This is a genomic window from Kamptonema animale CS-326, from assembly GCF_028330895.1.
GTDB lineage: Bacteria > Cyanobacteriota > Cyanobacteriia > Cyanobacteriales > Microcoleaceae > Kamptonema > Kamptonema formosum.
Map to the genome: position 1 here is coordinate 1 of NZ_JAQMUA010000214.1, position 21,707 is coordinate 21,707.

Consider the following 21,707-nt stretch of genomic DNA (forward strand, 5'->3'; position numbering starts at 1 on the left):
GAACGCCGAACCAACCGATGTAAATCCGGTTGTCGGTGGATGTTACCCACTCGCAGAAGCGCTCCCAAACGTTAGCGCTTTCGCGCTGTTGTAAGGTAGTTGTCATGTGCTTATGATTGCTTTATGTATTTTTCAAGGTTCAGAGCGGTTTTGTGTTCCGCCATGTAAATAAGATTAACGCTTTTATTTCGGTTTGTAAACCCCCTTTAACATTAAGTTTAGTTGTGAAATTGATTAGATTAACTTATGAATCTTCAACCTGGAGGCCATGCCATCTGACGGCCCCCCAGAATATGAAGATGCAGGTGGTCTACAGTCTGGCCGCCGTCAGCACCAGTATTAATGACAACGCGGTAGCCATTACTGAGTCCCGCCGCTTCAGCAACCCGCTTGACAGTCAGCAATAAGTGACCCATAAGTGCGTGGTCTTGGGATTCAGCGTCAGCTAGTTTGGGAATAGGCTTTTTAGGAATGACAAGGATATGGACGGGTGCTTGAGGATTGATATCTTTGAAAGCAAGGGTCAAGTCATCCTCATAAACTATTTCTGCGGGAATTTCTCGGCGGATAATCTTGGTGAAAAGGGTATCGTGAGTTGTCATGGGTTTAAAGCAAGAAGGAAGAAGATAAAGTTATTTCTCAATCTTCAATTGTTATTGTTAATCATAATATAATTTATGCAAAATTATTTATAGTGCTGCTTCTAGTCCGTAATAGAATCACCCAGAGGTGGCGCTACAGCGAACAAAAATGCGACATAATACAAGGTGATCGAAGACACGCGCATAAGGATTGAGGATAATGTTAGCTAGGGTTTGGAGTGCATCTATTGTTGGCATAGACGCTGTAAAGGTAGGCGTTGAGGTTGATGTATCAGGAGGACTGCCGAAAATTGTGGTGGTGGGTCTACCTGATACTGCTGTCCAAGAAGCCAAAGAAAGGGTAAAAGCAACTCTGAAAAATGCTGGTTATGCGTTTCCAATGCGGAGTATAGTGATTAATTTAACTCCCGCAGATTTGCGAAAGGAAGGGCCAAGTTTTGATTTGTCAATCGCAGTGGGAATTTTAGCAGCTTCGGAACAAGTTAATGCCGATTTGTTAGGAGATTATTTATTTTTAGGAGAACTTTCTCTCGACGGAAGTTTGCGCCCTGTTGCTGGAGTTTTGCCCATTGCTGCTGCGGCAAAAAAAATGGGGATTGCGGGATTGATTTTGCCTGCTGCCAATGCACAAGAGGCCGCATTGATTGAAGGCTTATCTGTTTATGGCTTCGAGAATATATTTGCAGTTACAGATTTTTTGAATAATCCAAATTGCTACTCACCCATGGAAGTAGATGCTAGGAAAGAATTAGCTACTACACAATTTAATACTTTAGATTTGAAAGATGTAAAAGGACAGGCTCATGCTCGTAGGGCTCTAGAAATTGCTGCCGCTGGTGGGCATAATTTAATTTTTGTTGGGCCCCCTGGTAGTGGTAAAACCATGTTAGCAAGACGTTTACCTGGAATCTTACCGCCGCTGAGTTTTGATGAAGCTTTAGAAGTAACTCAAATTCATTCTGTGGCGGGGTTGCTGAAAGATAGAGGAAGGCTAATTAGCGATCGCCCTTTTCGCAGTCCTCATCATTCTGCTTCTGGCCCTTCTCTTGTTGGTGGTGGGAGTTTTCCCCGTCCGGGAGAAATATCTTTAGCTCACAGAGGTGTGCTTTTTCTTGATGAATTGACGGAATTTAAACGGGATGTTTTGGAGTTTTTACGACAGCCGCTAGAAGATGGTCAAGTTACAATTTCTCGGACTAGACAATCTGTTGTATTTCCCGCACAATTTACCTTGGTTTCTAGTACCAATCCTTGCGCTTGTGGTTATTACGGCGATCCTATTCAACAGTGTACTTGTTCGCCGCAAAAAAGAGAGCAATACTGGGCAAAACTTTCTGGCCCTTTGATGGATAGAATTGATTTACAAGTAGCTGTTAATCGTTTGAAACCCGAGGAAATCACCCGTCAGTCTACGGGGGAAGAGTCGGAACCAGTGCGAGTAAGAGTACAGGAGGCGCGATCGCGAGCACGGGAAAGGTTTAAATTAGAATCTAATTTGCGTTGTAATGCGGAAATGCAAAGCCGTCATATTAATAAATGGTGTCGGTTAGATGATGCTTCTCGTAATTTATTAGAAGGGGCAATTAGGAAATTAGGGCTGTCTGCGAGGGCGAGCGATCGCATTTTGAAAGTAGCGAGGACTATTGCGGATTTAGGGGGTGATGAAAGTTTGAAAAGTAATCATGTTGCGGAGGCGATACAGTATCGTACAATAGATAGGATGCAGTGATAAATACTTGTAATTTCTTTGCCTTGAGAGTGGCTAGAAAGCCGATTAAAAGTTCTTTAACCTACTTTCTGGGAGAAACTGAGTTTCAAAGCCACTTCAAAGGGTACAATCAGACAGTTGTATTCTGCGGCCCCAACCGTGATCGATCGCTACACTCTGCCCGAAATGGGCGAAATCTGGACAGACACAGCCAAGCTCAAAACATGGCTGCAAGTAGAAATCGCAGTCTGCGAAGCACAAGCCGAACTCGGCTACATCCCCGCCGAAGCAGTCGAAGAAATCAAAGCTAAGGCTAATTTTGACCCTAAGCGCGTCCTAGAAATTGAAGCTGAAGTCCGCCACGATATCATCGCATTTTTGACAAATGTGAATGAATATGTAGGCGATGCAGGTCGCTATATTCACCTCGGTTTAACGAGTTCTGATGTTGTAGATACTGCTTTAGCTCTACAACTGGTGAAGAGTGCCGATATCTTACTAGAACGCCTAGAATGTTTGAGTCAAGCTATTCGCTATCAGGCTCAAAAACACCGAGATACTGTGATGGTGGGACGCTCTCACGGAATTCATGCCGAACCTATTACTTTTGGCTTTAAACTAGCAGGATGGTTGGCAGAAGTTTGCCGTAATCGCGAAAGATTGGTGCGAGTTCGCTCCTCTATTGCTGTTGGTAAAATATCCGGTGCAGTCGGAACCTATGCCAATATTGACCCCAAAGTAGAAGCTATTTCCTGTCAAAATCTGGGACTAGAACCTGATACTGCATCTACTCAGGTAATTTCGCGCGATCGCCACGCCGAATATGTCCAAACTTTAGCTCTGATTGCCGCATCTATCGAGCGTTTTGCAGTAGAAATTCGCAACCTTCAACGCACAGATGTTCTGGAAGTTGAAGAATTCTTTTCTAAAGGGCAAAAAGGCTCCTCAGCCATGCCTCATAAACGTAATCCTATCCGCTCTGAACGGCTGACAGGACTGGCAAGAATTATCAGAGGTCATGCCGTAGCGGCTCTAGAAAATGTTGCCTTATGGCACGAACGGGATATCTCTCACAGTTCCGTAGAACGAATAATTTTGCCAGAAGCTTCGACCTTAACTCACTTCATGTTATCGGAAATTACCGACTTAGTAAAAAATTTGCTGGTTTATCCAGAAAACATGAAGCGGAATATGAATGTTTACGGAGGAGTTATCTTTAGCCAACGGGTACTTTTAGCTCTGGTAGAAAAGGGAATGAACCGGGAAGAAGCATATAAGATTGTCCAATCCTGTGCTCATGAAGCCTGGAACAAAGACTCAGGGAATTTCCACGATCTAATTGCCAAAGATAGTCACGTTACTACTTGTTTGACAGCCAAAGAAATTGAAGATTGCTTCGATCCGCAGTATCAACTAAGGCATTTAGATCAAATTTATCAGCGCTTAGGCATCTGAGGAATGATTAAGTAATTAAAAATTAAAAATGAAAGATAATAATGCTTTCATTTTTATTTTTTATTAACTTTTTCAATCCCTGCAAACCAACCAATAACTAACCATTAACTATGAAATTGAGTAACTTTGGTAAATATTTAATAATATTCCTGGTGGTGTTGTTATCTGTAATAAGTATAAACTTGACTATTGTCCGAGCAACCGATTCACCTACAGTAATAAATGATGAAGCTTCACCCACCTCAGAACCAACTGAAAGTATGCCACTTTATCAAGTTCCTAGTTGGGCAAGAATGATTGATATCCGCACAGTAAATCCTAACATTCGCCTAGATATGCGGTATGCGACCACCAATAATTTCTTAAAGAGAAAGCTATATTCTGTAGCACGATGTGCATTAAGAGCTGGTGTTGCTCAAAGGCTGTCGCGAGTTCAAGAAAATGTGCAAAAAATAGGACTCAGTTTAAAAGTTTATGACTGCTATAGGCCACTATCAGTTACTAAGCAAATGTGGGCAGCTATGCCAGATTCGCGCTACGTTGCCAATCCTGCTAGAGGTTCGCGGCACAATCGCGGTGCGGCTGTCGATCTTACCCTCGTAGATCGCAGTGGTAAAGAACTAGAAATGCCTACAGGATTCGATGATTTTACTGAAAAAGCTCATAGAGATTATTTAGGCGGCAGCGTTCAATCTCGGAAAAATAGTCAATTACTTCAAAGGGTGATGGAAGCACAGGGATTTGTATCGCTATCAACTGAATGGTGGCATTTTGATTCAGAAGATTGGGAAAAGTTTTCACTTCTGGATGTACCTCTGCAAGCAATTCCTTAAAAATGTACTATTTTTATTCTCAACCGAGTCCGGGGTTTTAACCCCTGGCGGTTTTCAGCTTAAGATATAATTCTCTGACCATTGCCAGTAATTAAAGCAAGGATTATCTGCTTTTACAGCCACAGCTCCAACATATCCTAAAACAGGAGTTAACTGCTGTAAAAACCAAGGTTTTGCTGCTTGATAATTGCCTTGAATACTGAAGATTTTAGGAGGTTCGCTTGGGGCAAATAAGATTTCAAACCGATCTAAACCAAAGGCTAATCCTTCTCCTATTGCTTTTAGATAAGCTTCTTTACAAGTCCATAATTGAAAGAATGCTTCTGGCTTTTCTAAGGGAGAAAGTTCGCTTAGCCACGCATATTCTTTCGCTGAAAAGAAGCGTTGAGCAATTTGTTCGGCATCGGCAATCGGATGAATTTTTTCGATATCAATGCCAATTTCGCGATCGCGGGTAATGGCATACAAGGCAACTTTACCAGAGTGAGATAAGTTAAATTTTAGTTTTTTAACTCCACAACTTTCTGCCATTTCTGGTTTGCCTCGACTTCCATAATTAAACTGTATTTTCTCTGGAGCTATCTCTGAGTAGCGGCTTAAAATTGCTCTTAAAATTCCGCGAGAAGCGATAAAAAATTGTCTATGTTCCTCAAAGTGAAATCGATCTGCTCTAATTTTCTCGTCACTAGATAGTGTTAGAGAAAACATCTCAAGTTGCTCAGGAGGTAAATCGAGAGCAGCATACCAAATATGGATGTCATTGCTAGATAATGTCAGTTCTGAAATGGGAGCATTCCAGAGGCAATCAGAAACATTCATGTTTATTGTAATTCAACAGAAAAATCATAATCATATCCCTTGAAATTCGAGTCAAGTTGTAAAGTGTAGTCGCCCGTAGCTGGGATTTTTCCTGTCCACTCTGTTTTACCTTCTACATCGCTAGCTCCGCCTAAAATTTTACCATCTGGTGTTAAAATTAATGGTAAAACTTGTTGATGATTAGTGAGTCTCATCGTCTGACCTTTGGTAGCATTAATTAGGTAAGAATGGCTACCACCACCGATAATTTTACCTTGGACTATTGCCTCACTTCCTCCTGCAACAAAACTAATTCTCTGCTTGACATTTGGACAACTACTTTTTGTGCGATTTTTGGCAATCCAACCCGCGATCGGATCGCTAATTTGCAACCAACCATTTTGTTCATCAGCGACAGAAACAAAGGTATTATTTCTGAGCGTACCGACTATTTTGCTCTCGCTTACCTGTGGGCGATCGCGTACATTTAGCGGCGGGTTGGGGTCAGCTACTAAGGCCATACTAATTTTACACCCCGAATCTGGCGGGGAGACCACTATTGGCTGAGGTTTAGGAGTTGTAGGCGGGGAGATGACTATTGGCTGAGGTTTGGGGGATACTGGGGTGTCCACCACTGGCGATTCTGGGTTGTTGGCGGTAGTGGGGGAAACTGGATTGATATCGGGTTGCGGTTTTGCTACTGGGGATGATAGAACGGGAGGATTAGAGGGTTGGGGTGGTAATTCAGAGTCAGTGAAACTCGATTGGGACTGAATCGTGGCAACGGTGACACCAAGGGCGGTGGCAACTCCAGCTAAGCCTGCTATGATGAATTGGCTAGGTTTGAAGGACATAACTTATACCTCTTTATGAAAACTAATAATTTTTGTTGCAAATTTCGGCTTTAAACCCTTTAATTTGTTTTAAAAGTTACAGAGGTTTGGCTAACTTTTCAGGATTTTTTATTAAAGTTTAACATTGAAAATTACCACAATCAAGACGTTAGTTATTGATGGAGTCTATTAAGTGAATAATTTTACTGAGAGATCGCAAGAGATGATGTCCAACAGAGGTAGAATCAAATAAGTAAAATGTTAAGATTGAGTCCTCTTAGAGAAAAATCGTCTCGCGAGAAGTTACTAGACGAAGTAAAGCGGGAAGTGAGAGCGGGGCGATCGCAGTCCTTGCACAAAGCTGTGTTGCTTAATTTACACGCAGACAAGCCGTCGCAGCAGTTTCGGCGATCGTGGGACATCGATCTGAAAATCGGCAGCCGCCCCAGCGTTCAGGTGCCGCAAAAGGCAGGAATTATTCAACTTTTCGACCGTATGGGTGGGAAATTGGTGATTTTGGGGGCAGTTGGGGCGGGTAAAACGACAACTTTGCTGGAACTAGCAGCGAAACTGGTGAATAGGGCGGAAAATGATGCAAATTTGCCCTGTCCGGTGCTGTTGAACTTGGCTTCGCGGAAAGATGATTCTGTGGCGATCGCGGATTGGATAGTAGAGCAAATTCACCTTAAGTATAACATTCCCGTTAATATTAGTCAACAGTGGCTTACTCAACAGCAATTATTGCCACTATTAGATGGATTAGATGAAATTGAAAGTGAGCGACATGAGAATTTAATTCAGAGTATAAATAATTTTATTGAAGATTTTCAACCTAAGCATCTAGTTATATGTAGCAGTTTTGAAGCTTACAAAAATTGTGAAACTAGATTCCGGCTGCAAGCAGCAATTTTGTTAAAATCTCTGACAGAAACTCAGATTCACGAGTATTTAATAGCTGCTAGAAGTCGAGAGCTGTGGTACAATATTGAGCGCGAACCTGAATTGTTGAAGTTAGCCAAAACACCCTTGCTATTAAGTATGCTGACTTTGGCTTATGAAGAAATTTTAATTGAATCTTGGAAACGGCTGCCTTCTGCTGAGGCGCAGCGTCAGTATTTGTTAAATGCTTATATTCGCCGCCAGATGACGCGGGAAATTAATCAGCAATGGTATCCTAAAGGTAAAGAACCGCGCCCAGAACAAATTCGGTACTGGTTAGTCTGGCTGGCTAAAAAGCTGGAAGCAGAGAATTTGACAGAATTTTCTGTAGCAAAAATTCCATCGAGTTGGTTGCAAACAGAACGGCAAAAACAAATGTATGCGATCGGCGTAATAGGTATTCCTGTGCTAATTTTGAGCTTAACTGGCGGTATAGCAGGAGTAATTGTTGGGGCCATCTTCGACTTAAGTTACGGAATAATTTTGGGAATAATTGCTGGTTGTATTAGCAGCTTATTTATTAAAATACCTGCTATTAAAAATTTTATGGTGCGAGTAGTGCTTTGCCGGTATGGGTATATTCCCTGGAATTATCCGCGTTTCTTAAATTATGCGAGTCAAAGATTATTACTACAAAAACTTGGAGAAGATCGGTATCATTTTATTCATAATTTGTTGCAAGAACATTTTGCAGAAATGTGATGAAACAGAGTAATGCCACCCTCTGGGCGGTTTCTTAACTCTCAGACGGCGGCGTTACAATTTTAGCGTTGAGGGCAGAGGCAATTTCTCCCCAATTTTATACTGACGTTCCTCGATCAAACGCTTTAATTCCGCAACGCGATCGCGCGGATTTGGATGAGTAGCTAAAAAAGGCATAATATCCCCACCCTGTTTCTCACTCATGCGCTCAAAAAAGTCAGTTGCTCCCGCCACATGATTATAAGTAGCTTGCAAAAGAGACAAGCCAAATTCATCAGCTTGACGTTCTTGATTTTGAGAAAATTGAGCAGTGGAGACAGTAGAAATAGCAGATTGCAGCGAGTTTAAATCCCCAAAAAAATAAGCCAGTACAACTTGCACAAGTAAACTCCGCCCCAAACTTCGTAAATGATCGCGGTGAGCAAAATGACCGAGTTCATGGCCGAGTACCATCATCAGTTCATTTTCGGATTTTGCTTCAGCAACTAAACCAGAATAGATAATGATAATATCACCCGGTATTGCTAAAGCATTCACCGTCGGCTGTGGCACATACAAAACTCTGTAATTACGCCCTTCTGCTTGCTCTTTTGTTAGCTTAGTTTCTAGTCGATCTAAAAGTTGATTCAGCGTATCTTGAGCAGGAGAAGGTTTAGCTATTTGCTCATAAGCAGGAGCGATTAATTTACCAAGCTGTTGTTCTGCACTAACAGGAATTACCCATACCAAGCTATCGACTATAAATAGTACAAACCAAATTGAAGCTAAAAGCAATCCTAAAAAAATTGCGAGGACAATTAATAACTGGCGATTGCTAGTTGGGGAATTTCTAGAGCTAAATTCATCATCTGGCATGATCTATAAATAGGTTTAGTTATTGCTTTTAACTGGACGGAAAGGATTTAAAAAATTAAGCAAAGGAAACAAATTGCGGGACTGCACCCACAGACGACCTTGACCTTGGAAGCGACACACCAATCCTTCACCACCTAGAATCCCAGTTTTCAGACTTTTAAAAGATAAGCCCCCCATCATTTCCACATTATAGTTGAGAGTATCTTCAAAGGCGACAATGTAACCCGTATCGACAACATAATCGCCATCAATAGGGATTTCAACAATTGCACCGTAGGAAGAAAACCAAAAATCTCCTTTCCCACTAGCTTTAATTAAAAACAGCGATTCACCACTAAAAAAACCTTTAAAACCTTGAAATTTTGTGTCAATAGTGATATTGGGGCTAGAAGCAACAAACCCGGAAGATTGAACCATTAAGCTATTACCATTAAGATAATAATGCTGAATGTCTCCCGGTACTCCTGGTGAAACAAATAATTGCCCAGGTTTTCCTTGGGCAGTAAATTCACTGATAAATAGCGATTCACCTCCTAACATTCGACCAATTCCTTTCATTAATCCTCCTTGCACCTTGGATTTCATTTTGATGCAGGAATCCATTGCTGCCATTGCTCCCGATTCCACAAAAACAGTCTCATTTGCCTTGAGGTCTAAGCGTAAGGAAGCATAGGAAGGGGAATGCTCAATAGTGTAATCAATTTCATTTTTCATCGCTATTTCTCCATCACTTTACTAAATTTTTCTAGCAACCTTCTCTGTTAACAGTTAACAGTTAACAGTTAACAGCTATATTATCTAGGCGGTAACTGAGGGCCAACTAATTGACCAAAAGCCGCAGAATTATGAGTTTGACAGAATACTTTTCCTTTGCCTTTAAACCGACAAATTAATCCTTCACCGCCTAGAAAAGCACCTAGCCAGCTAGAACCTGGTTTGCCAATTGTAAAGTTTAGCGTTTTTTCAAAGGCGACAATATGACCAGTATCTACTACATATTCTCCATCAACAGGAATTTCATAAATTGCTCCAAAAGAGCTCAGGAGTAAATCGCCTTTGCCGCTAATATCCAACCAGAAAATTGATTCTCCAGAAAACAGAGATTTGAAGCCTTGAAATCCCAACTCAATATCAACATCAGAACCGCTAGCCAGATAAGAAGTAGCCTGTACTACCAATCCCACATTAGAGACTTGATAATGGCAGATATCTCCGAGCAGTTTAGGAGCTAAAAATAGTTCACAGCCAGCATTAGGAGAACGAAAAACGCTTAAGAATAGAGATTCTCCTGCGATCATACGTTTAAGTCCGCCTAAAATGCCACCGCCTTTACCTTGCCGGAGAGTAGTGCTAACATTAATGTAGCCGTTCATCGCAATCATCGCACCTGCTTCTGCTACTAATTCTTCGCGAGCATCGAAGGTGACACGCGCAATTGCACTATCAGGTTGCTGCAAAATTTGGATATCCATTATTGCTGCCTCTATTGCAAAATTAAAAGAACTTTGGACGTAAAAATCTAACTAAACCATCTATGCTGCGAGACTGTAAATAAATATCCCCAGTGCCGGAAAGTTTGTTAACGAATCCTTCCCCTGATGTGACTGAACCAAACAAGCCTCCAGCCAAACTAACGCTCATTTTAATTCCTGGTTCGTAGGCTACTAAATGACCGCTATCAACCACAAATTCCCCTGTAATTTTTTTCTTGGTAATGCCGCCATAAGCACCGAAGAAAACCAGACCTTTACTTTTACTGCTAACTTTTAACTTGAACAATCCTTCGCCAGCAAACCAACTAGAAAAACCCGCCCAGCCGACACCAATATTCAATCCTTTAGTATGAGCAATGTAAGCACCAGATTGAAAATAAATCTCGCGATCGCTTTTTAATTCTATGGCTTCGATATCGCCAATTGTAGGTTGAGTTAGGACGACTTGCAGGGGTTCTTGCGTTTCATTGATGAATTTATTGACAAACAGAGATTCGCCGCCAAAAAATTTTTTGAGTAAGCCGGAAAAGAAGCCGCCTGAAAATTCAGTTTTAATGGATACTTTGCCATCCATGCTAGTCATCGCTCCAGCTTCAGCGGTGATACTTTCTCCTGGGTCTAGGGTGATGAAAATAGCTGCAAAGGATGGTTTATAACGAATTTTATATTTCACAGGGTAATCTCCTGTAGAGGCTGGTGAATATAAATACAATTCTGTCAAAACTTGTCCCGACTAATGGGATTTTTTAACAAAAATATACAGAGCAGACTCTAGGCTGACTCCCTTGAGTTCAGAAACCGGGTTTCTTCCTAAATTTTTAGTTTTAAATTGAAGATTTTATAAGAAACCCGGTTTCTTTGCGTAGTTCTAAATTAATAGCTTAATTATTAAGGGGTATTTTTGCCTTTTGAAATATCTGCTCTGCGGTAAATTCCAATCCTTGAAACAGTGAATCTGTTAGCAGTGTATCTCCCATATAAGTCTGTGGCGGTGCATCTGGATAAAAAACAGTAATGCTTCTAGCTTTGCTATCTACCACCCAAACCCGCAATACCTTAGCATCTAGATAATCTCTAGCTTTAGCCGCCATTTGTCCAAAAGTTTGTCCAGGTGAAATAATTTCTATCACGAGTTCTGGTGGAACAGAACAAGCTCCATCTTGATCCCAGTCCTCTGGTAAGCTTTCATTAGAAATATATAAAAGGTCGGGTATTGGTGCCCAATCTCGCCCTTTTTTAATTAAAGTGACAGCTAATTCTGGACATACTTCTCCCCGTCCATCAGACCAATTTTCAATTAGATTAAGGAATGTACGGGTAAGCTTAGAATGAAATTTTTTTGGAGACATCTTTGGTACGGCCTGACCATCAATAAGTTCATAGGTAATATCTCCCTCAACGGGGGGGAGAGCGAAAAACTCTTGTAGTGTTAGTTCGCTTGTGGCTGGCAACATTGTTTACCTCGATCAACTAGGAAATAGTTTAGCATTATTCTAGATTGAATTCAATGGCAATAAATATTTGTGTGCGGATGGCGAAGCGATGGTATATAATTCATAACTATAGCAGTTCCATAATGCGCTAGGTAATTCAGGATGCGGGAACCTCAACCCCGAAAACGATTTGCTCAACATTGGCTTAAGAGCGAAAAAGCTTTAAATCAGATTCTTAAAGCGGCTGATTTGGCGCAGGATCGCGTATTAGAAATTGGGCCTGGTACAGGAATTTTAACTCGGAGCTTATTACCTGCGGCGCAATCAGTTGTGGCTGTGGAAATCGATCGCGACTTATGCGAAAAATTAGCAAAGCAACTGGGTAAGGTTGACAATTTCCTACTTGTCCAAGGCGATATCCTTGCAATGGATTTAGAGGAGCAATTAGCTGCGTTCCCTAAATTCCAAAATCCTAACAAAGTCGTTGCCAATATTCCTTATAATATAACTGGGCCGATTATTGAAAAACTACTAGGTAAAATCTCAGCTCCCGCAGCTAAGCCTTTTGATTTAATTGTGCTGCTCGTACAAAAAGAAGTTGCAGAAAGGCTGTATGCTAAACCTGGTTCCAGAGCCTTCGGTGCGCTGTCAGTGCGAGTGCAATATTTAGCTGAATGCGAGTTAATTTGCGACGTGCCAGCTAAGGCATTTTATCCGCCGCCAAAAGTCGATTCTGCTGTAGTGCGGCTGCGTCCCCGGATGGTGGAACCGCAAGCGATCAACCCCGTACATTTAGAGAGTTTAATTAAACTCGGCTTTGGTAGCAAGCGTAAGATGTTGCGTAATAATTTAAAAGGAACAATTGAGTTAGAGCGACTCGCTCAATTACTAGAAAAATTACAAATAAATCCTCAATGTCGGGCTGAAGATCTAAGTGTAGCTGAATGGGTAGCTTTAGCTAACAACTTAGAGGTAGAATTGGGGAGAGAATTATACACGGGTGAGTAGCCTATGAAGTTCTGCATAGTTTTATGTTAAGCAATGAAGAAGGATTGATTATGGTCGCAGACTGATGTAAATTAGCTCAGAACAAGGGAATTACGTCCCAAATCATCCATACTTATGCGCTCATATTCTCTGATTGCTCCAGCAAAAATCAATCTATACTTAGAAATCATCGGTGATTCGCCTAGCGGCGGCTATCACGAACTGGCAATGGTACTCCAAAGTATAGATTTAGCCGATCGCATTGACTTGCGACCCATCGGTACAGAAACCATCCGCGTCCGCTGTGACGATTCCCAAGTCCCCGCTGACAAAAATAACCTCGCCTACCGCGCCGCCGACTTGCTAGCTAGGCAATTCCCCACTGCTTTTGCTCGCTACGGCGGCGTGGAAATTGTAATTCACAAACACATTCCTGTAGCAGCAGGTTTAGCTGGGGGATCGGCGGATGCTGCCGCTGTTTTAGTGGGGATGGATTTGATGTGGCAACTCGGACTTACGCAATCAGAATTGCAAGAATTGGGTTCTCAATTGGGTTCGGATATCCCTTTTTGCATTGCTGGTGGTACTGCTTTAGCAACAGGTAGAGGTGAAGAACTTTCACCCTTGCCGGATTTAGATAATCTCTATGTTGTGCTGGCAAAATATCGCAATTTATCGATTTCTACGGCCTGGGCCTATCAAACTTATCGGCAACAATTTAGTAGTTCTTATTGTGCGCCGGATGATGTAGAATGTCGCCGACAACGGGTACATTCTGGGCAGATGGTAGCCGCGATCGCCCACAAAGATGCAGCAAAAATTGGGCAATTATTGCACAATGATTTAGAGAAGGTAGCCTTGCCTGTATATCCTCAAGTATTGCAACTCCGAGAGGTTTTTCAGTCACTAGGGGTTGTGGGAACGATGATGTCTGGTTCGGGGCCGACGGTGTTTGCTTTAACGGAGTCTCTGGCAGAAGCAGAACAGGTTAAAGAGCGGGTAAAAAGTGCGATCGCATCTCCCGATTTAGACCTGTGGGTGGCAAAATTTAGTAATACTGGCATTCGCATTGCATCTGATTAAACTATGACTAATCTAACTAATCCAACTCCCAATTCTCAACCGCCTAATTCTGCGGAAGAAACAAGTGTTTTGCGGTGCATTACTGGTTCGATGATTGCTGGTTTCTTTGCATCTGGCCTCTATTTATTAACGGCATCAATTGCCCAGACATTTGCTAATAAACCCACTCATTCTGACAACATCACGGTGATTAAAATAGCCTCTGCTGTGCGAACCTTAGTCGTAGGGATGGCTGCATTAGGAACAGGCATTTTCGCCTTGGCAGCTCTGGGTTTGATGGGGTTAGCGGTGCAACTTTTGATTCAGCGGTTGATAAAGCGATTGAAGAAAGATGCAAGTATTTAATTAGACATCGCCAGTAATGAAGTTTCCAATCAGTTACAATTTTTACTAAAAAATTATAGAGAAGTGTAATATTTTAGTGAGATTGAGCTAAAATTATTTGATATAGTCAAATTTTAGGGAGTCTTGCATCTGACTGGATTAACAGTGAATCAAACTCTTGGACATCAGCCGCAAGTGGGGTTTCCCCGGATACCGCCATCTCTCCAACTGCGGCAATATCAACAGCAAGCTATCGCTAATTGGTTTGCCAATAATGGGCGCGGTACGCTCAAAATGGCCACAGGAAGTGGTAAGACAATTACAGCACTAGCCATCGCTTCTGAACTATATCAAAAAATCGGTTTACAAGGTCTAATTGTTATTTGCCCCTATTGTCACTTAGTCGCACAATGGGCGCGGGAATGCGAGAAATTTGGAATCCAACCGATTTTAACTTTTGAAAATGCCCGCAGTTGGCAAAGTCAACTAGCTGCGGGTTTGTATAACGTGCATTCTGGTTCCCAACCTTTTCTCGCCGCGATTACTACTAATGCTACTTTAATGGGAGAAAGTTTACAGTCCCAACTGCGCTATTTCCCAGATAAAACTTTGATTATTGGAGACGAAGCTCATAACCTGGGTACACCTCGTTTAGAACAAAGTTTACCGCGAAATATTGGACTGCGCCTCGCTCTTTCTGCTACTCCCCAGAGACACTTTGACGAACAGGGAAGCGAGGCTATTTTTGATTATTTTGGCCCAGTTTTGCAACCGGAATTAACATTAGGAGATGCTATACGTCAGGGAGCTCTAGTTCACTATCTCTACTATCCCATCTTAGTAGAATTGACAGAATATGAAGCTCAAGTCTACAAAAAATTAACCAAAAAAATTGGCTGGGCTTTGCTAACTGGTGGAGAAGATATTGAGGATATAGATGTTAAGCCATTGCTGATGCAGCGAGCGCGGTTAATTGGAGCAGCCGCCAATAAATTAACCGCATTACGGCAATTAATGGCAACCCGAAAACATACCAATCATACATTATTTTATTGCGGAGATGGTTCCGTAGAAGGAAGCTCTAGCAAAATTAGCGATCGCCAATTATCAGAAGTTACTAGAGTGCTAGGCTCTGAAATTGGCTATCGGATTAATACATATACTGCGGATACGCCTTTAGCTGAAAGAGAGCAATTGCGGAGGCAATTTGAAAGTGGAGAATTGCAGGGTTTAGTGGCAATTCGCTGTTTGGATGAAGGTGTTGATATTCCCGCAATTCGCAATGCAGTTATTTTAGCAAGTAGTAGCAATCCCCGTCAATTTATCCAGCGCCGAGGGCGAATTTTACGACCGCACCCCGGTAAGGAACGTGCTACTTTATTTGACATGATAGTATTACCTCCCGACTTGGGTAGAGAAACCCTAGAAGTTGAACGTAACCTCTTACGAAAAGAACTCAAGAGATTCCTAGAATTTGCTGACTTAGCAGACAACTCAGGAGCAGCTAGGACTAAATTGTTACAACTGCAAACCCGATATGGATTGTTAGATATTTAAAATCTTATAAACCTGCTATTCTTGTTATAGACCATTAGCGTTTTGAGTTTGTAAAACTTGACACATTTAGGAAATATGACTATGGCATTTAGATACGAAGACAGCTTTATCAGCGCAATATCAACCAACATTTTAGCTGAAAAGCATTCATCTTATAAGCTTAAGGTCGATTTGGGAGACGTGCAAGAACCAATTACCAGCGCACCTGAAGAAGTATGCCAAATCATCGAGCGGGTATTGCAAGCTGAGAAAGATAAGCTTTATATGAAACCACCCCGCAATATTAATGAAGACATCTTGAAAATTATCAAGGAGGTAATTAAATGAAACTAAACTCAATTAAACTCTATAATTTTCGTCAATTTTATGGCAAAACTCCAGAGATTACCTTTGCCTCTGGAACTCGGAATACCACAATGATTCATGGCAACAATGGATCGGGAAAAACAACGCTAATGAATGCGTTTACTTGGGTGTTATATGAAAAATTTAGCGCTGCTTTCGCTGCTCCAGACCAATTAGTAAATAAACGGGCAATTAATGAAGCTGAACCGAATAAAGCTATCGAATGTTGGGTAGAGATTGTGTTTGAGCATGGTGGTAAATGCTATCAAGCAAAACGGGTATGCCGCGCTTATAAAAATGATACGAATGTTGAGCATGGCAAAACTCAATTGCTGATGCAAATAGCGCAAGATGATGGTCGTTGGATGTTTCCTTCGGAACAACCAGATGATATTATTGGGAGAATTTTGCCAGAAAGTTTGCATCAATATTTTTTCTTTGATGGTGAAAGAATTGAGCAAATTGTCCGCACTAATAAGAAAGCTGAAATTGCTGAGGCAACTAAGGAATTGCTAGGTGTAGAGGTTTTAAATCGCTCGATTAGACATTTAGGAGAGGCAAAAAAGTCTCTCGAAACAGATTTGAAAGTTATTGGGGATACACAAACAAAGAAATCTTTAAAGGAAAAGCAAAAGTTAGAAAAAGAGGTAGAAAAACTTTCAAGTCGCCAAGTTGAAATCGCTCAGGAGTTAGCACACCAGGGCGAGCTAAAAAAAGCAATTAACAGCCGTTTGCTGGAACTTAGCGGTGCGGGAGAATTGCAGCAATTGCGGGTTGAGCTTGAAGCTAGTGCAGGCTCTATTAAAGAACAGTTAAAACAGGCGAGAGAAGCCTTAAAACGAGCGATTACCACACGCGGATATACTGTTTTTATTGCTGATATGGCGGTGGAATTTCGGCAAGTTTTTGAGGGGTCGCGAGCGAAAGGAGAATTGCCGATGGGTATTAAACGGCAATTTGTGGAGGAGTTATTAAAAAGACAGCGCTGTATCTGCGGTGCAGAGTTAATTGATGGCACTCACGCTCATTATGAGGTAAATGGTTGGATGGATAAAGCGGGAACTGCTGATGTGGAAGAAACAGCAATTCGCACGATTGTGCAAGTGGAGGAACTTGAGAAACAAGTTCCTGATTTGTGGGAGGAACTTGACAGACAGCAAGAGAATATTAAGTATAATCGCACCGAGCTTTCTCGAATTGAGACGCAGTTAGATGACATTAATAAAAAAATGAGAAATTATCCAGATGAAGATATCAGTAAGCTGCAAAAACGCCTGGATGAAATTGAATCTAAAGTTAGTGAATTTAATCGCGAGACGGGTTCCAATCAGCAAGAAATAGATCATCTCAATCGTGAAATTGAAGGCTTAGGTAAGCAGATTGATAAGCAGCAAATGAATGAGTCTAGGCAAGCTTTGGCTCAGAAACGGATTGCTGCCACTCAAGATGCTGTTGATAGATTGATTGAGGTAAGAGCCCGTTTAGAGAAACAGTTTCGTTTGCAGTTAGAAAAGCGAGTGCAGGAATTGTTTAGTCAAATTTCTTTCACTCCCTATCTCCCTAAGCTGAATGAAAAATATGAGATCAATTTAGTAGAAAATACAGGGGGTGAGGAAATTAGCGTTGCAGCTTCTACTGGTGAAAATCAAATTCTGAGTTTGTCGTTTATTGGTGGTATCATTGAGGGAGTACGGGAGTGGAGTCAACAGAATACTTTAATGGGGCCAGATAGCAGCACTTTCCCGATAGTAATGGATTCCCCTTTTGGCAGTTTGGATGAAATGTATCGGCGAAAAGTTGCGAAGACGCTGCCGAGATTGGCGAATCAATTGGTAGTTTTAGTTACAAAGACTCAGTGGCGGGTAGAAGTTGCGGAAGAAATGGGTAATCGCACAGGTAGGGAATATGTTTTAGTTTACAATTCTCCTAAGCCGGAGTGTGAAGAGGATTCGATTGAGTTGGCAGGTGTGTGTTATCCTTTGGTTAAACAAAGTCCGAATGAGTTTGAATATACGGAAATTGTAGAGGTAGATTATGATTTTTAGTTTGGTACTTACGCAGTTTTTGAGACGGATACTTTAGTGAAAGCTAAAAAGATTAAGTGACGGGAGAAAAGAAGTATTTATGACCAAAAAATTATGTTAATCTGAACAGAGTAGTAAAACTTATTACCACAAATAAAGGAGAAATCAGATGTTTTCTGATATTGAAAATCACTGGTCAAAAAAGTGTATCCTTGCTCTAGCCCAAAAAAATTTAGTCAGTGGGTACCCCGATCGCACTTTTCATCCTAACGCACCCCTAACTCGCGCTGAATTTGCTGTGTTAATGGGCAATATTTTCCACTATGCTCAGCCAATTCAGAACCCGATTTCTTTCAAAGATGTTACTAATAATCATTGGGCTTATAAAGACATTCAAAATGCTTCAACTAAAGGATTTTTAGCTGGCTATCCCGACAAAACTTTTCAACCAGAACAACTAATTTCAAGAGTACAAGCATTTATTGCGTTGGCAGCACAACTTAAGTTAAAAGTTCCTGAAAATTCCGAGGAAATTCTCACAAATTATTTTGACGATGCAGCAGAAATTCCGCAGTATGCTCGTGAAATGATGGCAGCCGCAACTAATGGTTTTATCGTAGTTAACTATCCAAATTCAAGAAGGCTCAAACCGAATAAAGGTGCAACTAGAGGAGAGATGATGGCTTGCCTCTGTCAAGTATTAGGAATTGCCAATGTTGTTCAACAGAAGTATCTCGCTAAGGGTAAATTATTCGCAATTGCCCCCCAATTTGATTATGCGAAACCTTTCTCTAAAGGTTTCGCACAGGTAATAATCGGTGACAAAGAGTATGTTATCGATAAAAGAGGTAATTTGGTTGACCAGTTTTATACGGAGCCTCAAGTAGCTAATAATTCTAATCTCCAACCATCATTGGTAGGTGAAAAAATTGGTTATGTAGATAATAAGAATAAATTCATTATTCCGCCAGAATTTGATGAAGCAAGGGAATTTTCTGAGGGTTTAGCGGCGGTGAGAATTGGCGCTGAATGGGTGATAGAACCAAGAGGAAATGATGGTTCTGGTTCACCGGCTGAATATGTTAGAGTTTTAACCGGTGGCAAGTGGGGATATATTTTCAATCCTCTCCCTTGAAAGATAAATTTTTAGTTAAACTTGTAGTAAATAATTGATTTAAACAATGACTACTAATCGTATTAATGTTGCTAAAGATAAAGCCGATTTAGTCAAAGCTTTAACAGTAGCAGAGGGGAAAACTGGCCCTTTCCAGACTTACGCAGACGTGATAGTATTTGCCGCTGCTTTGGGGTCAAAACGGAAAAAGCGCTTACCTCTTAAGGAAATTTCTAAAAGAGAACCTGGGCCCATTGGGCTAGAAGTTTTTGTGTCTAGGGGTTACGATAGTATAATTAAGTTAATTGCGGTAGCAGAAACTAAAGACTCAAAAATTCTCTCCTATAATGATGCCGCCTTAGAAGAACAACGGCTCACTATTTTTGAAGAATATGCTAATGGAGGTTTGGAAATATTGCGAGAAGAATTACGAGGTGCTGGTGATTATTTAGATCAGCTTTTATTGATGCTTATTGGTGAAAGATTTAAAGAAGAATCGACCGAACAAAGTTTTGATTTAAGGAAGTTTTTATAGATAAAGACTGGCAGAAATAGGTTAGATCCTATTTCTGCACTCTCACCTCTCAAGAGAGGTTTTGCAACGATATTGTTGCGATCGCCTAGCCATTTCTAACCTACATCCGCCAACTTCTCACCAAGCCAGCACCTCGTTTCTGCTCCTGTTTGTAATAAGTTAGCCTGCTTTGCGCCAGCTTATTTCTAATCAGCGACTGCAAACTGGTAATTGCTGCTGTAGTCGGGTCAATCACAGGTGCCGGCTTGCCCAACTCAGCTAATATCCGCTCTAGCTCCTTAGCTACATCCAACATTCCCGTACATCCTAAAACAATTGCCTGAGCACCGTCTCTATCAATTGCCTTTACACTTTCCTCTAAAAGCTTTTTCATTAGCTTTTCTTTATCGGGCAGATCGACAACAGGAATGTCCACATCTCTAATAGATGCAATATTGTCTGCTATGCCCATATTTCTAGCTAGCTCAGCTAGCATTGGCACTACACTATCTACGACAGTAATAATCGAAAATTTTTGACAAATAAGAGTAGCAGTCAGGACAGCAGGAGCGAAACCTCCAACTACAGGAATATCGATTAATTCCCTGACAACTCCAACTCCCGGCTCGCCGAAGCAATCGATAAATATGCCGTCAATTCCCTCTTGCGCTGCTTGTTGCGCTTTTTTGATAATATCGGCAGTATCTAGAAATTCATCATAGCGGCTTTCTATTGACTGCGTTCCTACGTCGAGGTTGACAACAGAAATCTCGGCATCCGGTGCTGCTACTGTTGCCGCTTCTTGTAGAATTTGCTGGTTAAATTCGCTGTTCGCGATCGGAGCAATAATTAGGATTCTCATAATTTTTGATATCGGTTCAGGTATTCGATGGGTACGTAGGGCCCGTAATATCCCAGTGTGGTAAGTGCTTGCTGAAATGCTGCCAGGATCGAACCCTGTCGTAATTCCTCCCGCGCTTGCACGCCAAACAAAATTAATTCTTGCCCGATTCTATCCTTCAAATTATCAGCATTAGTGAGAGGTAATCCTTCGGGAGTCATGTAGGAAATTAAGTCAGGAGCCATTGCGATCGGCTGAGGCCTGTCGTTTCGCCAAGCCATCAAGTTTTCATTTTGGTAAATTACATAAACTTCTTCACCACCATCATTCTCGAGCGTCACGATACCTCTATCAAACCCGCCTTGGGTTTGCTCAGTGACATCTTTTAGAGTTCCCCTAAACAGAAAGAATGCAGTATCTCTAAAAAAATCTAGGACTGCGTTAACTGGATCTGACGCTGTACGCAGTAAATGTCCCAATTCCTGTGCTACGGAGATAGTACCAGGAATTACTGCTTTCTTATTCCACATTGTTTGACCGTCTAAAGCGTGAGTTGCTAATCCTCCTAGTTGACCAAATTCAGGAGTGCTAATGATTGGCCTCACCAATTGTTCCATGTCAGCCGGTGTTTTGGCGTAGAGTACAGCTTTGATATCCGGTTCCTTTTCGCTAGCAAGAGCAAACGGAGAGATGCTGATCCCCGTCGCAGCATAAGTAGTCATTGAAAGTTCAGGAACTGATCTTCCAGCTCCATCGCAGTCAACAACTGGCAGTTTTTTACTAGCTGCAACTAGCATGGCAACAAAAATGTTTCCGGTGCCAATTTCTATTGAAAGGGTATAAGAAAATTTTCGCTGAAGGGTTTGAGATAAAAGCTCGAAAGCACGTAGGGGAGATTCTAAGATTTGTTCTAGAAGTTCATAGGTTTTAGGAATACGATAAGTACCTGTTTGAGGGTCATGGGTTGCATTTGGTGCGCCGATACCTGCGGCGACTGCTCCCCAATCGTCAGGCTGCACTTCTGTAACATCTATTAAGGTGACTCCACCTGCGATCTTTAAAATTTCCTGGATCAGGGTTTCGCCCAGGGTGCGGGAGCCCCCACCTCCGCTTGCAAAAAAAGCAGCTCCGTTGAGTATGTCTTCAAGTTCTTCTGGGCCGAGTTGTCTCATTGAGTTTTTTCTCTGGTCTGGCTTCAAAGTCAGCTTACAGCATTTGTCGCGCTCACGCAAGAGTGCGCTTTAAATTTGCTGCTGGCTAGGTAAAA

The 21,707-nt window shown here is 41.6% G+C and carries 22 protein-coding genes; 12 read left to right on the plus strand and 10 right to left on the minus strand.

The window, feature by feature from the left end; translation table 11 throughout:
- Positions 1 to 254: 254 nt before the first annotated feature.
- The gene (locus PN499_RS12230) at positions 255 to 602 is read right to left on the minus strand and encodes a histidine triad nucleotide-binding protein (RefSeq protein ID WP_007353142.1); all 348 of its coding nucleotides are present in this window, start codon (positions 600 to 602) and stop codon (positions 255 to 257) included.
- A gap of 199 nt (positions 603 to 801) precedes the next feature.
- Here PN499_RS12230 and PN499_RS12235 point away from each other — a divergent pair, with 199 nt between their 5' ends.
- The 3 genes from PN499_RS12235 to PN499_RS12245 all read left to right on the plus strand — a co-directional run bounded on the left by PN499_RS12235 (position 802) and on the right by PN499_RS12245 (position 4,598).
- Entirely contained in the window at positions 802 to 2,331 is a 1,530-nt protein-coding gene (locus PN499_RS12235; protein WP_272032196.1) for a YifB family Mg chelatase-like AAA ATPase, read from the plus strand.
- 138 nt (positions 2,332 to 2,469) lie between these two features.
- Complete coding sequence (gene purB / locus PN499_RS12240) at positions 2,470 to 3,765, plus strand: adenylosuccinate lyase (protein WP_272032197.1); 1,296 nt, start codon at positions 2,470 to 2,472, stop codon at positions 3,763 to 3,765.
- Between the two features lie 110 nt (positions 3,766 to 3,875).
- A complete protein-coding gene (locus PN499_RS12245; protein ID WP_272032199.1) occupies positions 3,876 to 4,598 on the plus strand; it encodes a M15 family metallopeptidase in 723 nt (240 codons plus the stop codon).
- Positions 4,599 to 4,652: 54 nt separating this feature from the next.
- Here PN499_RS12245 and PN499_RS12250 read toward each other — a convergent pair whose 3' ends face one another.
- Positions 4,653 to 5,417, minus strand: coding sequence for a 4'-phosphopantetheinyl transferase family protein (locus PN499_RS12250; RefSeq protein WP_272032200.1), 765 nt, complete (start codon positions 5,415 to 5,417; stop codon positions 4,653 to 4,655).
- 2 nt (positions 5,418 to 5,419) lie between these two features.
- Positions 5,420 to 6,250, minus strand: a complete 831-nt coding sequence (locus PN499_RS12255) for an SH3 domain-containing protein (RefSeq protein ID WP_272032202.1) — start codon at positions 6,248 to 6,250, stop codon at positions 5,420 to 5,422.
- 237 nt (positions 6,251 to 6,487) lie between these two features.
- Between PN499_RS12255 and PN499_RS12260 the strand changes: the two genes are divergently transcribed.
- On the plus strand, positions 6,488 to 7,870 hold the full coding sequence (locus PN499_RS12260) for an NACHT domain-containing protein (protein ID WP_272032204.1): 1,383 nt from the start codon (positions 6,488 to 6,490) through the stop codon (positions 7,868 to 7,870).
- A 54-nt stretch (positions 7,871 to 7,924) separates the two neighbouring features.
- On the opposite strand, the gene PN499_RS12265 is transcribed toward PN499_RS12260, so the two are convergent.
- The 5 genes from PN499_RS12265 to PN499_RS12285 all read right to left on the minus strand — a co-directional run bounded on the left by PN499_RS12265 (position 7,925) and on the right by PN499_RS12285 (position 11,669).
- Positions 7,925 to 8,725 carry a M48 family metallopeptidase gene (locus PN499_RS12265; protein WP_272032205.1) on the minus strand — a complete coding sequence of 267 codons (801 nt, stop codon included), beginning with the start codon at positions 8,723 to 8,725 and terminating at the stop codon, positions 7,925 to 7,927.
- A 15-nt stretch (positions 8,726 to 8,740) separates the two neighbouring features.
- Positions 8,741 to 9,439: a TIGR00266 family protein gene (locus PN499_RS12270; RefSeq protein ID WP_272032206.1), complete on the minus strand. Its 699-nt coding sequence runs from the start codon at positions 9,437 to 9,439 to the stop codon at positions 8,741 to 8,743.
- A gap of 80 nt (positions 9,440 to 9,519) precedes the next feature.
- Positions 9,520 to 10,197 carry a TIGR00266 family protein gene (locus PN499_RS12275; protein WP_272032207.1) on the minus strand — a complete coding sequence of 226 codons (678 nt, stop codon included), beginning with the start codon at positions 10,195 to 10,197 and terminating at the stop codon, positions 9,520 to 9,522.
- Positions 10,198 to 10,219: 22 nt separating this feature from the next.
- The gene (locus tag PN499_RS12280) at positions 10,220 to 10,891 is read right to left on the minus strand and encodes a TIGR00266 family protein (protein WP_272032208.1); all 672 of its coding nucleotides are present in this window, start codon (positions 10,889 to 10,891) and stop codon (positions 10,220 to 10,222) included.
- Positions 10,892 to 11,099: 208 nt separating this feature from the next.
- Positions 11,100 to 11,669: a Uma2 family endonuclease gene (locus PN499_RS12285; RefSeq protein WP_272032228.1), complete on the minus strand. Its 570-nt coding sequence runs from the start codon at positions 11,667 to 11,669 to the stop codon at positions 11,100 to 11,102.
- A gap of 144 nt (positions 11,670 to 11,813) precedes the next feature.
- Between PN499_RS12285 and rsmA the strand changes: the two genes are divergently transcribed.
- From rsmA to PN499_RS12325, 8 genes are all read left to right on the plus strand, one after another.
- Positions 11,814 to 12,659: a 16S rRNA (adenine(1518)-N(6)/adenine(1519)-N(6))-dimethyltransferase RsmA gene (gene rsmA, locus PN499_RS12290; RefSeq protein WP_272032209.1), complete on the plus strand. Its 846-nt coding sequence runs from the start codon at positions 11,814 to 11,816 to the stop codon at positions 12,657 to 12,659.
- A 114-nt stretch (positions 12,660 to 12,773) separates the two neighbouring features.
- Entirely contained in the window at positions 12,774 to 13,721 is a 948-nt protein-coding gene (gene ispE, locus PN499_RS12295) for a 4-(cytidine 5'-diphospho)-2-C-methyl-D-erythritol kinase (protein ID WP_272032210.1), read from the plus strand.
- Between the two features lie 3 nt (positions 13,722 to 13,724).
- Positions 13,725 to 14,066 (plus strand): DUF3082 domain-containing protein, encoded by a 342-nt coding sequence (locus tag PN499_RS12300; RefSeq protein ID WP_272032211.1) that lies wholly within the window; start codon positions 13,725 to 13,727, stop codon positions 14,064 to 14,066.
- Positions 14,067 to 14,210: 144 nt separating this feature from the next.
- On the plus strand, positions 14,211 to 15,602 hold the full coding sequence (locus PN499_RS12305) for a DNA phosphorothioation system restriction enzyme (RefSeq protein WP_272032212.1): 1,392 nt from the start codon (positions 14,211 to 14,213) through the stop codon (positions 15,600 to 15,602).
- Between the two features lie 81 nt (positions 15,603 to 15,683).
- Positions 15,684 to 15,929 (plus strand): hypothetical protein, encoded by a 246-nt coding sequence (locus tag PN499_RS12310; RefSeq protein WP_272032213.1) that lies wholly within the window; start codon positions 15,684 to 15,686, stop codon positions 15,927 to 15,929.
- Positions 15,926 to 17,992, plus strand: a complete 2,067-nt coding sequence (locus PN499_RS12315; RefSeq protein WP_272032214.1) for an AAA family ATPase — start codon at positions 15,926 to 15,928, stop codon at positions 17,990 to 17,992. The genes PN499_RS12310 and PN499_RS12315 overlap by 4 nt, the downstream gene beginning before the upstream one ends.
- A 148-nt stretch (positions 17,993 to 18,140) precedes the next feature.
- A complete protein-coding gene (locus PN499_RS12320; protein ID WP_272032215.1) occupies positions 18,141 to 19,106 on the plus strand; it encodes an S-layer homology domain-containing protein in 966 nt (321 codons plus the stop codon).
- A 46-nt stretch (positions 19,107 to 19,152) separates the two neighbouring features.
- Entirely contained in the window at positions 19,153 to 19,620 is a 468-nt protein-coding gene (locus PN499_RS12325; RefSeq protein ID WP_272032216.1) for a DNA phosphorothioation-associated protein 4, read from the plus strand.
- Between the two features lie 100 nt (positions 19,621 to 19,720).
- Here the strand turns inward: PN499_RS12325 and PN499_RS12330 are convergent, their stop codons facing one another.
- Both PN499_RS12330 and PN499_RS12335 read right to left on the minus strand, forming a co-directional pair.
- Entirely contained in the window at positions 19,721 to 20,461 is a 741-nt protein-coding gene (locus tag PN499_RS12330; RefSeq protein WP_272032217.1) for an aspartate/glutamate racemase family protein, read from the minus strand.
- The gene (locus PN499_RS12335; RefSeq protein ID WP_272032218.1) at positions 20,458 to 21,612 is read right to left on the minus strand and encodes a DUF917 domain-containing protein; all 1,155 of its coding nucleotides are present in this window, start codon (positions 21,610 to 21,612) and stop codon (positions 20,458 to 20,460) included. Before PN499_RS12335 ends, PN499_RS12330 begins: the two co-directional genes overlap by 4 nt.
- Between the last annotated feature and the right edge of the window lie 95 nt (positions 21,613 to 21,707).

Bases quoted from the DNA above. Each gene is read 5' to 3' on its own strand.
- PN499_RS12330 (WP_272032217.1), bottom strand. From the start codon at position 20,461: ATGAGAATCCTAATTATTGCTCCGATCGCGAACAGCGAATTTAACCAG.
- PN499_RS12335 (WP_272032218.1), bottom strand. From the start codon at position 21,612: ATGAGACAACTCGGCCCAGAAGAACTTGAAGACATACTCAACGGAGCT.
- rsmA (WP_272032209.1), top strand. From the start codon at position 11,814: ATGCGGGAACCTCAACCCCGAAAACGATTTGCTCAACATTGGCTTAAG.
- PN499_RS12325 (WP_272032216.1), top strand. From the start codon at position 19,153: ATGACTACTAATCGTATTAATGTTGCTAAAGATAAAGCCGATTTAGTC.
- PN499_RS12255 (WP_272032202.1), bottom strand. From the start codon at position 6,250: ATGTCCTTCAAACCTAGCCAATTCATCATAGCAGGCTTAGCTGGAGTT.
- PN499_RS12320 (WP_272032215.1), top strand. From the start codon at position 18,141: ATGTTTTCTGATATTGAAAATCACTGGTCAAAAAAGTGTATCCTTGCT.
- PN499_RS12250 (WP_272032200.1), bottom strand. From the start codon at position 5,417: ATGAATGTTTCTGATTGCCTCTGGAATGCTCCCATTTCAGAACTGACA.
- PN499_RS12265 (WP_272032205.1), bottom strand. From the start codon at position 8,725: ATGCCAGATGATGAATTTAGCTCTAGAAATTCCCCAACTAGCAATCGC.
- PN499_RS12245 (WP_272032199.1), top strand. From the start codon at position 3,876: ATGAAATTGAGTAACTTTGGTAAATATTTAATAATATTCCTGGTGGTG.
- PN499_RS12275 (WP_272032207.1), bottom strand. From the start codon at position 10,197: ATGGATATCCAAATTTTGCAGCAACCTGATAGTGCAATTGCGCGTGTC.
- PN499_RS12230 (WP_007353142.1), bottom strand. From the start codon at position 602: ATGACAACTCACGATACCCTTTTCACCAAGATTATCCGCCGAGAAATT.
- PN499_RS12310 (WP_272032213.1), top strand. From the start codon at position 15,684: ATGGCATTTAGATACGAAGACAGCTTTATCAGCGCAATATCAACCAAC.
- PN499_RS12270 (WP_272032206.1), bottom strand. From the start codon at position 9,439: ATGAAAAATGAAATTGATTACACTATTGAGCATTCCCCTTCCTATGCT.
- ispE (WP_272032210.1), top strand. From the start codon at position 12,774: ATGCGCTCATATTCTCTGATTGCTCCAGCAAAAATCAATCTATACTTA.
- PN499_RS12315 (WP_272032214.1), top strand. From the start codon at position 15,926: ATGAAACTAAACTCAATTAAACTCTATAATTTTCGTCAATTTTATGGC.
- PN499_RS12300 (WP_272032211.1), top strand. From the start codon at position 13,725: ATGACTAATCTAACTAATCCAACTCCCAATTCTCAACCGCCTAATTCT.
- PN499_RS12260 (WP_272032204.1), top strand. From the start codon at position 6,488: ATGTTAAGATTGAGTCCTCTTAGAGAAAAATCGTCTCGCGAGAAGTTA.
- PN499_RS12235 (WP_272032196.1), top strand. From the start codon at position 802: ATGTTAGCTAGGGTTTGGAGTGCATCTATTGTTGGCATAGACGCTGTA.